A 13,618-nucleotide genomic window follows, 5' to 3' on the forward strand; every position below is an offset into this window, starting at 1 on the left:
TTCAATATCGACAACTCACCACTGAGTCTGTTAGTTAATTAATTTTATTTTGTCCAACTATTGGGGTTCACTTCACATTTGGTTGCCTTTTTGAGTATCACTTACGCTTACCGCGACGTGCCTTTTTAATTTTACGTTGCTTTTCTTTTTCAAGTGCCACAGCTGCTTCTCGTTCGCGACGAATTTTGAATGGGTTTTGCAAGAAGAACGTTTGTACAGTTTGGAAAGCGTTACCCACAACCCAGTAAAGTGACAATGCACTAGGCACTGCCAAGGCTGAGAAGAAGATAATCACTGGGAATAGGTAAGGCATTGCCTTAGTTATCCCATTTTGGTCTGGATTGGATTGCATTGACAACCATGATGAAGCAAAGGTGAATAATGCAGCCAATACTGGCAAAATGTAGTACGGATCGTTACTACCTAATTCTAACCATAAAAACTTACCTGATCGCAACACCGGTGAATTCCAGATTGACTGGTACAACGCAATCAAAATTGGCATTTGAACAATCAATGGTAGCATTGAGGCGAATGGATTAACGCCAGCATTTTTATATAATGCTTGCTGTTCCGCCATCATTAATTGACGACTTTCCGTATCTTTCCCCGGATATTTGGCTTGCAGGGCCTTCAATGCTGGCTGGACCACTTGCATTTTCATCATGGAACGGACTTGATAGACCATCAATGGCAAAATCAAGAAGCGAATGAAAATCGTGAACAGGATAATACCCATACCATAATTGTTACCAAACCAACTTGATGCGCCTAAGATGGCACGGGTGAAGACGGCAACAATGGCACTCCAAAAACTATGGGACGCAACTTGTCCATCATAGGATAAGCCAGAAACAATAATCAAACCCAATGCCACAACTGACATCACTAATGGCATAGGGCCAATACTCTTTAAAATACTCTTTAAAATATTCTCAAAACGTTTCATGCATTCTCTTCTTTCAATATCTTAGCCAATTTTAACACATGAATCATCTGCTCTTTTAAGAACTTTTGACTTTGATGTGCGGCGGCTGGTCGCGCAATCACTAATAAATCCAACTCTTGAGGCATTTGTGGTTTTAATTCTAATAAACTCTGTCGTATGCGCCGCTTTACCCACACTCTGTCATGGGCCTTACCGACTTTTTTGCTAACAGATAAACCAACACGAAAGTGCTTTTGGTCAGTTTTAGCCATTTGATAGACGATAAAATACTTATTCGCTACCGAATGATGCTTATTAAAAACCTGTTGAAATTCTTCTGGCTTTTTTATACGGAATGTTTTTCTCATAACGTGACGCGGCTCCCTATTATGTACGCGGTTGACCCGCATTCAAAATTAGATTTGCCAAAGCTGCCTGAGTACAGGTATCAGCTTCAACTTGTAAATAAAAAAGCCACTGCAGAGCAGCGACCTTGTTAGGCAGATAGAACCTTGCGGCCCTTTGCACGACGGCGAGCCAAAACTTTACGACCGTTGCTCGTGCTCATACGCTTACGGAATCCGTGTACGCGTTCACGATGACGCTTCTTTGGTTGGTATGTACGCTTCATGTGTGTTCACCTCCAATCGCGATTTTTACCTGCAAAAACTTTGCAATTCGCTAATAATCATACCATGAATTCAAGCCAAGCACAAGTAAATCAAAGTTTTAGACTTAGCCTTAATTATTGTTTAACTTTTGTAGGATCAGTTGGCACTGAAATTTTGCCAGCTAAAATTTGTTGTTTTGCTTTTTGTGCTGCTTGCCAAGCATTGTCTGGCATGCTGTCACGTGCAATATCGACACCTTTTTCTTTCAAGCCATAAGTAACTGTTTTGCCACCGGGGAAGTTACCTTTTTTACCTTGATTAGCCACCAAAACGACTGCATTATCAACACGTTTGATAGCTGACGCTAGCGTAAAGTTGCTCTTTTGGCCATCTTTGGTAGTGTAGTTACCATCAGCTTTTTGGTCCATATCAACCCCAACGACCCAAACTTTTTTGTCTGCAGTAGTTGCTTGGTTTTCAGCCTTAGCTTCAGCAAAAACACCGTTACCAGTTGCACCAGCAGCTTGGAATATCACATCAACACCGCTCGCATACATTGCAGCAGCAATTGTCTTACCTTTAGCCGCATCCGTAAATGTGTTGGCGTACTGTGAAACAAATGTTGCCTTAGGATTAGTTGCCAATACACCGGCTTTAAAGCCGGCTTCAAAGTGATTTAACACCTCACCTTTGACACCACCAACAAACCCAATTTTACCTGTTTTTGAGGCTGTTGCGGCAGCAACACCTGCTAGATAAGATGATTGTTCCGATTTGAACATAATTGAAACAGCGTTTTTATATGGTACTTCTGCTTCAACCATGGCAAATTGCGTCTTAGGGTTGGCTTTGGCAACTTGTTTCATTGCTGGGCCACCCATAAAACTAATACCAACAACTAATTTGTAGTTGGCCTTAACAGCTTGTTGCAAGTTAGACTTAATTTCTGAGCTATCGTTTGACACAAAGTAAGAATAGCCATTAACACCTTGTTTGAGCCCATTTTGTTCGCCGTATTTTTTAATACCAGCCCAAGCGGATTGGTTAAAAGACTTATCATCAACACCGCCAGTGCTAGTCACTAGCGCTACACTATAAGCGCCCTTTTTACTAGCCTGATTGTTGGTGATAACCGCGGCACCAATGCCAATAACTGCAACAGCGGCGACAACTGCGCCGACTAAGGTAGAACGTTTCATATCATATCCTCCGACTATGTATCTCTCGGTATACATAGAAAATTTTGTGTTGACACACTGTCTACCATATTAGCAACTATTTACTAAAAATGCAACAAATTATGACGAGAATGCCGCCCACAATTTCACAATTGCTTGTACGCCCTCATCCCCATGATCGACACTTAATTTTGCAAACAATTTTTCTGCTAAGACTGTATTAGGGAGGTCAATATCCATTTCTTTGGCGGCATCAAGTGCAATTCTTAAGTCTTTGAGCAAATGTTTGGCATAAAATCCGGCAGCAAAATCGCCTTTTAATACACGTGGCGTGTAATTATCAATTGACCAAGAACCAGCAGCCCCTTGACGCCAAACATTATAAGCCGTTTCTAAATCTAAGCCAGCTGCTTTAGCGTACACCAAAGATTCTGCCATTGTTATGACGGTTGCGGCAACACCAATATTATTGCTCATCTTCATATGTTGCCCTTTACCGGCAGTACCCACATGCACATTTTGTTGCCCAATGCTTTCAAAAACAGGTTTAACGGCTTCAAACACATCAGCCTCACCACCAACCATAATAGTTAGGGTGCCGGATTTCGCACCAATATCACCACCAGATACTGGTGCATCTAAGACTTTAAAGCCTAAATCCGCACCAGTCTGTGCCAGTTGTTCAGCTAAATGTGGCGTCGAAGTGGTCATATCCACTAAAATAGTACCCGGTTTAGCACCGGCAAAAATCCCATCATCTCGGGTCCAAACATCTTCAACATCTTGCGGATAGCCAACCATACTAAAAACAATATCGGCTTGTTGGGCAACTTCTGCTGGTGTATCCGCCCATACGGCGCCATGACTAATCACTTCATCTGCCTTTGATTGGGTGCGATTATAAACCGTGACATGATATCCAGCTTTGAGCAAATTATTAATAATGCCCGTTCCCATCACGCCAGTGCCAATAAATCCTAATGCCATAATAATGCCTCCTTACAGGTATTATAAAAGCACTGCACAACTGCAATGCTTTTTTATGATAAATGCGTTATCTTCTGAATTGTTTTCAACACACCGCTGTTGTTATTATCATCAACTGCTGTTTGATAATCACCCGTGATGCGTGCGTTTGGCATTTTGAACGGTTGCCCAACCGCGCATAACATTTCAACATCATTGCCACCGTCACCAAAAGCGACAACATCTGCCATATCAATGCCGTGGCTTTCTGCTAAAATGTTGAGAGCTGCGGCTTTATTAACCCCAGCCGCTATAATATCAATCGCACCAGTCCCCGTTTCCGTAATGTGGACATCAGCGCCTAATGCAAGCCGCGCGTCACGATAAAATTGAGATTCATCAAAGTTTTGCCAGCTCATTGTTACTTTATATATTGGCTCCGGAATGTCTGTGACATTTTCAAAGCGAACAATATTTTTAAAAAATTTGAAATAACGTTCACTATTTTGAATGTCGGCATACTGTGGCAAATAAGCCGTCTCATCAGTCGAAAAGACCAAACCACGATCGGGTTGAACATCATAGTGGGCTAAAAAATCTTGAATGCGTGCTAACGTCTTCACCGACAAAGCCTTTGAAAACAGCACTGAACCATCACTTTTAATGACACGCGCACCGTTATTAGTCACAAAATTAATCGGTTCATTCAAAAAGTCTTTAAAAATAACGTTGATTCGCTCTTGATGAACGCCAGTTGCAATGGCAAAAGCAATATTTTGACGTTTCAATTGACTCAAAACACGCCGAAATAACGTTTGGTCAAACTTCTTGTCATCTGTCAAAAACGTACCATCTAAATCAGTTGCAATAAGCTGAATTGTCAATAGTCCAAGCTTCCTTTATTCAATGGGTATTCTAATTCACCAGAACGGTCTGGTGCCTCTGACACTAGTTTACCTTTATAATAAACGGTTGGCAAATTTACCGCAGTAATATTTTCAAGCGGAGACTGATCCATGACGATAAAATTGGCCAAAGCGCCTACTTTTAGGTGCCCATATTCGGATTCAATATGTAATAATTCAGCACCATTAATTGTAGCCGCTTGTATGACTTGGGCCGGTGTTGCACCCGCCATCACCATCAATTGCGCCTCTAACGCCGTATCATTGAAGCCATTGAGCGGTGATCCGGCATCTGTCCCAAGTGTTAATTTAACACCGGCTTTTGCATATTGACCTAAAGCGCGCATGTGTCGCGGCGCCCATTTATAAGCTGTCTTGACCATCCATTCTGGTAAAATGCCATCCCCACGTTTGACAATTACATAGGGTGCTATCAGCGTTGGCGTCAGTGTTGCACCCGTTTTAAGAAACAAATTAATCGCTTCATCATCAGCATCAAAAGCATGTTCAATGCCATCAGCGCCAGCGCGCAAGGCAATTTTAACGCCTTCAAGCGCTTCTTCGTGGACTGCCAAACGAGCATGAGATTTTTCATGAACTGCTTGAGCAGCTGCTTGTATTAACTCAAATGACATTTGCACATCATCAGGTTGTTCATCAGGGCTAAAAGCAATGCCGCCACTGGCAAACAATTTGATGTTATCAACACCTGCTAGAAAATGACCACGCACGGCAGCCCGCATCTCGGTAGGCGTTGCAACCACGATCCCTTGCTTTGAGCCATGACCACCAACTGTTGTAATTGCACGCCCAGCAGTTTGTAAGCCAATCAAGTTTTGTTGCTCAGCCCGCTTGGCAATGTCAATATCTAAATCATTTGTCGTTGCTAATGCTCGAGCAAACGCTACACCATTTTGTTGCAACGTTTGAAGATTTGCCAAACCATTTTGAATCCGTTCTTCATCAGTTTTGACCAACTGATTAGCACCAACAGGAAATACGCGATTAGCAATGTGCACATGCGTATTAATCAGGCTTGGCATGACATAGTGATCCTGCAAATCAATTGTTTCTAAGCTTGAAAAATCACTTGGCACATCATTTGTTCCACGTGAAACAATATGATCATTCGCCACCACGAACCATGCGTTTGGTCTAAAAACCTGTTCATCTTCTTGGTATAGTCGCGCATTTGTAAATAATTTTGCCATTACAAGTTCTCCAAAATGCGTTGTGCAATGACAGCACCTTCTCGCAAAATCACCGTGTTAACACCCGGACGAGGAATCACAGTACCAAACCATTTTTTACCTTCAACAGGAATGCCATACAAGTACAAATTGGGAATGTGATCCCCATTTGCATCAATGACTTCTAATGTTTGGCGATCAATATTAGCAGCACCCAATGTCCAACTTGTCCCATCTTGGCGGACCAAGGTTGGCGAAACGAGTGTCCCTTTATCACGCAAATTAACTAAAATGGGGTTGACCGCGATTGCCATGTTAGTTGCACCTAATCTTGCTTCCACTAAGGCATTCCCGTGGTATTCTTGTTGTCGGCTATCTCGTGCAACAAACTCACCGTCCTCGGTTGTCACCTTGATTTGTGAGGCGGTAATATCGACAATACCGGCTTTTATCAACGCACGAAGTTGTTCGACACGTAGTAATGGTGGTCCAACTGATACCAAAACGTCCAACGGACGGAATTTGGTCAAAAACTTTTCATAATCATCAACTGAGAAATAATCATGTTCCACAACATAGCGTACACGATCACGCATGTCACGCAGAATGTCAAACGCACCAGCAAATGGTGCTGATTTATTGCCCAAACGTGCGTCAGCAATATTCGCAGCCAAATGCGATAGTAACCAAGTGCGATAATCCGCATCATGTGGTAAATCACGAGCTGGATTACGTACCAAATCAATATCTAATGATGGTATATCACTCAAACCAAATTCAGCAGCTGTGGCATTCAAGTCACCACTCGTTAACAATGCCACTTTAAGTGCTTCAGATTGATCATACGTCAGATTACTTTGCCCACTATTAATGCGATTTAGCAAGTGTTTATAGGTTAATTCCTTAACCACTAAACTTTCAAAAGCCTCATAAGACATTTTACCGTCGCCAGCAGCGCGTAGCGCGTCAAGAGCAGGTAACGTAAAGAAAGTTGGCTGGTATAACTCACTAGCGTCTTTTTCATTGACACCCCGCGCATGTAGCGGGAAACCACCGCGTGAACCAGCAATGATATGTGGTTCACGACCAGATGGTTGATAAATCAACTCTCCGGAATCATCACGGACAAAAGTCCCACCTTTGCCAATCGAAAGTGCCGCTAAATAATCAAAAAAGCTCAATCCCAACCCGCGTATAATCACGCGATTCTTTTCTGTCAAACCTGACAAATCAGCTTCTGATGGATGGGTTGGTCCAATATAAGGCAAGTGATGTTCATCGGCAAATGCCTTAAAATCAGCTTCCTCAGGTGTCAATTCATCATCAGAGTGACCCAATGCCATGACGACTTGATCTGCTAGTATCTGTGTCCCATCACCTAGTGTCACTTGAAATTTCGTCCCAATTTTAACTAAATCGGCCACAGTTTGTTTCGTATAATTAAGCGTTTGATTTCCTTTGACACGTCTTTTTAACCATTCAAAAAACCAAGCCGCATAGATGCCCATGATACCACGCGTTGCGAAATCACCAGTATGTGTCAGCTGCAAAATTTCATTCGCATAGGCACTATCAAATTCTGGGTGTTGTGCAATAAAATCACTCGCTTCGGTGGTTAACCATTGAAAGAGACTTGGTCCTGAAAAAGGCTTGCCACCGTTTTCAATTGAATCATCATTGAACAGTGTCACTTGGTCAATGACTGTATTCATCAAAAATAAGTTATTTTGTTTGATTGCGGGGTCCCAAACACGACCACCGATGGCGTAAGGATCAAAGATTTGTACATCAAGTTGATTGTCACTGTCATCCAAATTAATAAGGCGCTCAGCTACCGCTAAACCGCGCGGACCGGCACCAATGATTGCTACTTGCATTTATATTCTCCCCAGCGTATCAAATCAACCTAACTAAGGTTTCAATACTGATTTATTATTAGTCACTCACTATTATAATGGTTTAACCGGTTATTTTCAAAGTACGGTCTTTACTTGTCTCTGTTGAAAATATATCGTCTTAATTTATGACGAGAACTTGATGAAGACAACGCTTTAGAATTATAAAATAAAAAACACCTCGCAAGTTTTTTCACTTTCGAGGCTACCTTTATTCAGCAGAGAGGCTTAGTTTTTAACATGGTTTCGTGCTACCAATTGCTGTTTTTTCAAATAAATAACGATAAACGGAATGGCAATCACTAAAACACTCAACAAAAATTTAAATAGGGATTGATTGACTGATTGGCTTTGTTCAATTTTTTTAATATAGTCAAAAATATAGTAGCCGAGGAAAAATTGCTGCATAATCGAAATTATTTTTATCAAGATACCGTTAGCGGCCGTTACGGTATCCCAGCGAATCATCAAAACGCCAAATCCCATACTTAACGGCATACTGAGCGCAGCGATTGTCTTTTGATCCATATAAATACCGATTAAAAATCCAATTGCATTTAAATATAGCCCCATTATGAGTAGCAAAATAACTAACATAACTAAACTCAAATTAATTAACAAAGATTTAAATAAGACGCCAGCAGCTAAGATAACAAAAACGATACAGGCATTCAAAATAACTTGCACGATAAACTGATCTGTTATCCAACGTTTGATACTATAATGCGAAGTTTGAGATTGTAATTTATAAAACTGATAGGTATCACATATTTTTTTGGAAAAAGTCACAACAGAATTACCCGAAATACCGATTATCGCAGCAATTGTAAACCACAAATAACGATTGACCGAATGATGTGCCGCGCCGTTAAAAACACTTAACATCATTAAATACCACGCCAATGGGAAAACGACTGTAAACAAAATAAAACGTTTATTTCTGAATGTATCTTTGATTTCTATCCAAGTAATCATTAAGTAGCTCCTTTAATTATTGATTCATGAGACGATACCAGTGTTCAATCGTCTGATTATTAGAGTGAATATTGGCAACTGATTCATCTGACTTAATCACACCATCTTTTAGTAAAACGACGCGTGTAAAGTAGTTATCAATTTGATTGAAATCATGTGGGTGACAACACTGCCACCCACATGATCCAAATAATCCCAAAATAAATCAATTGACTCTAAATCCATGCCCACTGTTGGTTCATCCAATATCAACAGTTTTGATGGTTTAATTAATGTTAAAAGTAATGCTAAACGCCGTTTTTGTCCGCCGGAAAGTTGATCCACGATCACTTCAGATTGCTCGGTAAGTCTAAATTTTTTGAGCATAGCGTCTATGTTGATCTTTGAGTAGGCATCATATATTTTCAAAGATAAAGCAATTTGTTCACGTACCTTTAAAGACCCAATCAAACAGTTTTCTTGCGTCATAACACTGAGGTCATCTTGCGCATTAAAATGTTTAACGACACTACCTTTATCTGGAATGATATTGCCCAAAATCGTATTAACAATTGTTGTTTTACCTGATCCATTGCTGCCCAACAAAGCGATACGATCTCTACCATAAATAGATAAATTGACATCCTTTAAAACAGGATTTTTGAATGATTTGTTTAAATTTTTCAGCTCCAATATTAAAGCATCGCCGTGTGTATGACCAGCAAGTAAAAAATCTAAGTTGACCGAAAATATTTCTGAAATAGAAATCAACTTATCAATGTTAGGTTCTGATTCTCCATTCTCCCACTTAGATATTGATTGTCTAGAGACAAATAATTTTTGTGCTAACAATTCTTGTGACAAGTGCTTTTTTTGCCGCAAGGCGCTTAACTGCGATTTGAAAATGTTTTCCATACTTAATATTATTCTCCGTGATCTTGATTCATCAGCTGATAAAAATGATTATACATGAACAATTTAGTCAATAAACATTTTCTCACAAAAGTCGTGTATAGACTTTTTTGCGGAGGTCGCAACCGTTAGTTGCACCGTATTATCAATCGAAAACTGGGTGTTTTTTATCGTTTCCCTTAGCATAATCGCCCTCATTTATTAGGTTTTATTTTTGGTCAGTTTATATTGACTTTTAAGATTTTGACAAACACGGTTGCATACAAAATACCCCAAAAGCTATTATGCTTTTGGGGTATTTTGCGACATGAATTAACTATGATTAACAGAAACTGCTTTTTTTTGCCCATAGTAAGCATTTACGCCGTGCTTGCGATAATAATGCTTATCAAGTAAGTATTGGGGCACATGAATATCCGAACGCGTCGATTGCAGCGCATGATAACTGATTTCTGCTGAAACTTCTAATACTTTAGCATTATATACAGACTTTGAGGCATTGACGCCCCATGTAAATGGTCCATGCTGGCTGACTAGAACAGCAGGTGTCGCATCAGGATCAATCTGCCTTTGCTCAAATTCTGACACAATGACTTTTCCTGTATTTAACTCATAAGCTGATTGAATTTCTTCTTGGCTCAAAGCTGGCGTGCACGGAATATCACCATAGAAAGTGTCTGCATGCGTCGTGCTAACAGCAGGAATATCCATTTGAGCAGCAGCAAAGGAAACGCCCCATGGTGAGTGTGTATGCGTAATGCCACCAATGTTTTTGAAATGCCGATACAGATAGGCATGTGTCGGTGTATCACTAGAAGGGTTTAGATCCCCTTCCACAACGTTACCATCTAAATCAACCACTACCATATCATCAGGCTTCAAATCTTCATAGGCAACACCAGATGGCTTAATCACAAATAGTCCTTTTTCACGATCAATTCCCGACACTTTACCCCAAGTAAATGTTACCAATCCCAATTTAGGCAAAGACATATTTGCTTGATATACTTCATTTTTTAGTTCTTCTAACATCATACTACCTCTATTAAAATACCTGCTTGGGTCAATAATTCAAGAATGAAATCGTGTGCTTTTTTGACTTGGTCAACACAATCTTTGTCTCGTTCTGACCACATCTCTATCGTAAATGTGCCTTGATAACCAAGCCGCTTCAATGTTTTAAATAATCCTAAAAATTCAACATTACCTGTTCCAAACGGCACATTTTTAAACTTACCGGGTGTATTTTCTGTCACAGCCAAGGTGTCTTTGACATGAACAGCAACGATATTTTCAAATCCATCAGTCAAATCTTCCCCAGGATTTACCTGCGGCCATGCTGAAATATTACCGATATCAGGGTAGGCCTGCAGCCACGGTGACGAAATATTTTGTTTGATTTTTCTGATCTTTCCAATTGAATTAATAAAGTCATCGTCCATCGTTTCAATCGCAATCATAACCTGATTCGCCGCTGCAAAATCAACTACTCGCTGTAAATTCTCAATAAAATTCTCACGGGTGAGTGCTGTTTTGGCATGATAATACTCATCATATCCAGCAATTTGAATATTTCTTATTCCCAATTTTTTAGCTAAGATAATTGCTTTTTGACACATACTGTATGCCGCATCATAAAGGATAGGATCTTGTGAACCTAGAGGAAATTTACGTAATGCTGATAGCATCATTGTGTCGATTGAAACACCCGATTCATACGAATTTTTTAGTAGGCTAAATATGTCATTGTCCGACCAATCTAGGCGCGCAATACGCTCATCACTTTCGTCGATTGATAATTCAATAAAAGAGAAACCTTGCTGCTTAGCAAATGCCAATTTTTCCCGCCATGATAGTTGGAACGGTAAGGATTTTTCATTAATGCCCAATCGCGCCATCGTTATGCCCAGTACTTTCCAATTTCATCTTGGAAGGCTTGTGCAGCAGCTGCTGGATCATCTTGACCCGTAATGGCTCTACCAGCAATGAATGTATACACTGGCACATCTTTAAACAATTTAATCGTGTCTAAATTAAGGCCCCCAGTCACAGAAACTTTGAACCCCATTGAAATGAACTTTTTAACAATGTTAAGGTCTTTTTCACCCCATACTTCACCAGCCAATAAGGCGTCTCTGCTCTGGTGATAAATGACTTGTTCAATACCGATTTGTTGCCATTTTTCAGCCAAATCCCAATTCCATGCTGAGTACAATTCAACCTGTATCCCATCAAGAACCGACTTTGCAGATTTCATTGTAGCAATTGTTGCTGAATCAATAACTATCATCAAATCAGCTCCGGCGTCTTTTGAATTTTGCGCCACTGTTGAGCCAGCATCCGCACACTTGGTATCAGATGCAATAATTTTATCAGGAAACATCTCTCGTAAAACACTAATGGCCTGTTGTCCCGCCTGCAATTCAAGAATCGTGCCAACTTCAACAATGTCAACAATCGGCCCTGCTAAATGCGCAATTCTTGCAGCATCAGCTAATGTATTTTGATCTAAAGCAATTTGTAGATTAGGCTTCGTCATTTTTTTATCCTCACTTCTTGTATTTCTCTTCAAAATCAGTTTCGTCAACAATTCGTTGGGTGATTTCTTTGTCACTCATAACATTTTTGACACCGACCACTGTCACGCCTTTTTTTGCGGCATCTTCAAACATGTCCACAAAGTTAAGTGGTGTGAAAACGGCATCATACTGGCTTGCCGTTGACTTTCCTTCGGCAATACTTGTGTGGTTAATTTTTGATACCGGAATGCCAAGCTTTTTCATTGATTTTTCAACACTTTTCATCATCATCAAGCTTGTACCCGAACCATTAGCGCAAGAAACTAAAATATTCATTATTATTCTCCTTTATTAAAGCAAATTAATTTTTTATTCAAGACCCTTATTTTCTTTATAGGCATCATAATCTTCAACCATCAAGAAATAATTTTTAGGATCCTTACGATATTCCAGTTGTGGAATTAGAAGTAGAATTGCAGCTACCACGACAACACCGAAGTAACCTAGATACTTCAAGATAACTGTGAATCCTGGCCAAACAGTATCCCAGTCAAACATACCCAAGTAACCACCGAACTTTGACATACCAATCCAAGTTGAGATTAGGGCTGCGCCAGCAACTTGTATAATGCCTGAGAAAAATGGCAAAATCATGGCTGCTTTAGCACCAGCTCGGTTGTTGGCAATAACACCAAACACGGCATTATCGAAGAACAACGGAATAAATCCGGCAATAATAATAGTTGGCGAGTGGAAAATCATCAGTGCCCCTATGGCTAAAAATTGTCCTAATGCGCCAAACAAGAAACCAATTGTCACAGCATTTTGTTCACCAAAGGCAAATGTCGCTGCAACATCAATACCAGGTACAGAATTTGGTAGGATCGTATCACTAATACCAGTGAAACTTTCAGTTAGTTCCCCAACGAATGTTCGAACACCCAGTTGCAAAATTGCTAAGTTAACAGCGAAGCCAAGGGATGTTGTGAGAATGTAGAAGAAGAAGCTCGCACCTTGAGCTAAGCCAGAGGCCCCTTTACTAGTAATGAATAGTTGATGGAAATAGTTTTCTCCTAGTACGAACATAATGATGCCAAAGAATAGAAACATTAATATCGCGGTGGCCACCATATTCTCATTAAATATTTTCAAAAAACCAGGTAAAGTAATATCTTCCAAGCGCTTAGAAGATGGCTTGTTCTTCTTTTTTTCAGAAGAACTCATCTTATCTGCTAACCATGCTACCAATGCAATCCCAAACATTTGCTGATGGGCAATTGCGAAACCGCCACCATCAGTAAGTCTTTGAATTGGCTTGATTGTCATGTTAGATCCAACAGCCCAATATAAGCCAAGCAACACACCCATAACAAGCAAAACTTCAATTCGTCCAAGACTCGGAATCGCAAATAGTAAAATCCAAAACGCTGTTGCTGCTTGCTGTACCTGAACATTTCCAGTTGTAAATACAGCACGTAATTTTGTATATGGTAGATTGTAAAATTAAACCGAACACTTGAATAAAAAAGCCGCAGCGCCTTTAATGGTAATTGTCTAAAA

At 40.2% G+C, this 13,618-nt stretch carries 13 protein-coding genes and 2 pseudogenes; all 15 read right to left on the reverse strand.

Translation table 11 applies throughout. The features are described from left to right. Positions 1 to 97: 97 nt before the first annotated feature. Positions 98 to 949: a YidC/Oxa1 family membrane protein insertase gene (locus tag IEU71_RS08765; protein ID WP_004913485.1), complete on the reverse strand. Its 852-nt coding sequence runs from the start codon at positions 947 to 949 to the stop codon at positions 98 to 100. Then, positions 946 to 1,296: a ribonuclease P protein component gene (gene rnpA, locus IEU71_RS08770; RefSeq protein ID WP_004913483.1), complete on the reverse strand. Its 351-nt coding sequence runs from the start codon at positions 1,294 to 1,296 to the stop codon at positions 946 to 948. Before rnpA ends, IEU71_RS08765 begins: the two co-directional genes overlap by 4 nt. Positions 1,297 to 1,424: 128 nt before the next feature. Then, positions 1,425 to 1,559 (reverse strand): 50S ribosomal protein L34, encoded by a 135-nt coding sequence (rpmH, locus tag IEU71_RS08775; protein WP_002816117.1) that lies wholly within the window; start codon positions 1,557 to 1,559, stop codon positions 1,425 to 1,427. A gap of 114 nt (positions 1,560 to 1,673) precedes the next feature. Further along, positions 1,674 to 2,738 carry a BMP family lipoprotein gene (locus IEU71_RS08780; protein WP_004913479.1) on the reverse strand — a complete coding sequence of 355 codons (1,065 nt, stop codon included), beginning with the start codon at positions 2,736 to 2,738 and terminating at the stop codon, positions 1,674 to 1,676. 99 nt (positions 2,739 to 2,837) lie between these two features. Further along, positions 2,838 to 3,704 carry an NAD(P)-dependent oxidoreductase gene (locus tag IEU71_RS08785; RefSeq protein WP_004913477.1) on the reverse strand — a complete coding sequence of 289 codons (867 nt, stop codon included), beginning with the start codon at positions 3,702 to 3,704 and terminating at the stop codon, positions 2,838 to 2,840. 53 nt (positions 3,705 to 3,757) lie between these two features. After that, entirely contained in the window at positions 3,758 to 4,567 is an 810-nt protein-coding gene (locus IEU71_RS08790) for an HAD-IIB family hydrolase (protein ID WP_004913475.1), read from the reverse strand. Then, complete coding sequence (locus IEU71_RS08795) at positions 4,564 to 5,799, reverse strand: metal-dependent hydrolase family protein (protein WP_004913473.1); 1,236 nt, start codon at positions 5,797 to 5,799, stop codon at positions 4,564 to 4,566. Before IEU71_RS08795 ends, IEU71_RS08790 begins: the two co-directional genes overlap by 4 nt. Beyond that, the gene (locus IEU71_RS08800) at positions 5,799 to 7,655 is read right to left on the reverse strand and encodes an FAD/NAD(P)-binding protein (protein WP_004913471.1); all 1,857 of its coding nucleotides are present in this window, start codon (positions 7,653 to 7,655) and stop codon (positions 5,799 to 5,801) included. Before IEU71_RS08800 ends, IEU71_RS08795 begins: the two co-directional genes overlap by 1 nt. 246 nt (positions 7,656 to 7,901) lie before the next feature. After that, a complete protein-coding gene (locus IEU71_RS08805) occupies positions 7,902 to 8,648 on the reverse strand; it encodes a hypothetical protein (protein ID WP_004913469.1) in 747 nt (248 codons plus the stop codon). A gap of 16 nt (positions 8,649 to 8,664) precedes the next feature. Next, a pseudogene (locus IEU71_RS08810) lies at positions 8,665 to 9,542 on the reverse strand (XRE family transcriptional regulator). Positions 9,543 to 9,851: 309 nt separating this feature from the next. After that, positions 9,852 to 10,571, reverse strand: coding sequence for an L-ribulose-5-phosphate 4-epimerase (locus IEU71_RS08815; protein WP_004913461.1), 720 nt, complete (start codon positions 10,569 to 10,571; stop codon positions 9,852 to 9,854). Further along, positions 10,571 to 11,437, reverse strand: coding sequence for an L-ribulose-5-phosphate 3-epimerase (locus IEU71_RS08820; protein WP_004913457.1), 867 nt, complete (start codon positions 11,435 to 11,437; stop codon positions 10,571 to 10,573). The genes IEU71_RS08815 and IEU71_RS08820 overlap by 1 nt, the downstream gene beginning before the upstream one ends. A 2-nt stretch (positions 11,438 to 11,439) precedes the next feature. After that, complete coding sequence (locus tag IEU71_RS08825) at positions 11,440 to 12,078, reverse strand: 3-keto-L-gulonate-6-phosphate decarboxylase UlaD (protein ID WP_004913453.1); 639 nt, start codon at positions 12,076 to 12,078, stop codon at positions 11,440 to 11,442. Between the two features lie 10 nt (positions 12,079 to 12,088). Next, positions 12,089 to 12,394: a PTS sugar transporter subunit IIB gene (locus tag IEU71_RS08830; RefSeq protein ID WP_004913450.1), complete on the reverse strand. Its 306-nt coding sequence runs from the start codon at positions 12,392 to 12,394 to the stop codon at positions 12,089 to 12,091. Positions 12,395 to 12,427: 33 nt separating this feature from the next. Beyond that, positions 12,428 to 13,546, reverse strand: a pseudogene (locus IEU71_RS08835) (PTS transporter subunit IIC); the annotation flags it as partial. Between the last annotated feature and the right edge of the window lie 72 nt (positions 13,547 to 13,618).

Source organism: Leuconostoc falkenbergense (genome assembly GCF_014634805.1).
GTDB lineage: Bacteria > Bacillota > Bacilli > Lactobacillales > Lactobacillaceae > Leuconostoc > Leuconostoc falkenbergense.

What these genes read in the sequence shown, in the direction of transcription:
- rpmH (WP_002816117.1), bottom strand. Translation starts at nt 1,559, where the DNA reads ATGAAGCGTACATACCAACCAAAGAAGCGTCATCGTGAACGCGTACAC.
- rnpA (WP_004913483.1), bottom strand. Translation starts at nt 1,296, where the DNA reads ATGAGAAAAACATTCCGTATAAAAAAGCCAGAAGAATTTCAACAGGTT.
- IEU71_RS08785 (WP_004913477.1), bottom strand. Translation starts at nt 3,704, where the DNA reads ATGGCATTAGGATTTATTGGCACTGGCGTGATGGGAACGGGCATTATT.
- IEU71_RS08825 (WP_004913453.1), bottom strand. Translation starts at nt 12,078, where the DNA reads ATGACGAAGCCTAATCTACAAATTGCTTTAGATCAAAATACATTAGCT.
- IEU71_RS08830 (WP_004913450.1), bottom strand. Translation starts at nt 12,394, where the DNA reads ATGAATATTTTAGTTTCTTGCGCTAATGGTTCGGGTACAAGCTTGATG.
- IEU71_RS08795 (WP_004913473.1), bottom strand. Translation starts at nt 5,799, where the DNA reads ATGGCAAAATTATTTACAAATGCGCGACTATACCAAGAAGATGAACAG.
- IEU71_RS08820 (WP_004913457.1), bottom strand. Translation starts at nt 11,437, where the DNA reads ATGGCGCGATTGGGCATTAATGAAAAATCCTTACCGTTCCAACTATCA.
- IEU71_RS08765 (WP_004913485.1), bottom strand. Translation starts at nt 949, where the DNA reads ATGAAACGTTTTGAGAATATTTTAAAGAGTATTTTAAAGAGTATTGGC.
- IEU71_RS08815 (WP_004913461.1), bottom strand. Translation starts at nt 10,571, where the DNA reads ATGTTAGAAGAACTAAAAAATGAAGTATATCAAGCAAATATGTCTTTG.
- IEU71_RS08780 (WP_004913479.1), bottom strand. Translation starts at nt 2,738, where the DNA reads ATGAAACGTTCTACCTTAGTCGGCGCAGTTGTCGCCGCTGTTGCAGTT.
- IEU71_RS08800 (WP_004913471.1), bottom strand. Translation starts at nt 7,655, where the DNA reads ATGCAAGTAGCAATCATTGGTGCCGGTCCGCGCGGTTTAGCGGTAGCT.
- IEU71_RS08805 (WP_004913469.1), bottom strand. Translation starts at nt 8,648, where the DNA reads ATGATTACTTGGATAGAAATCAAAGATACATTCAGAAATAAACGTTTT.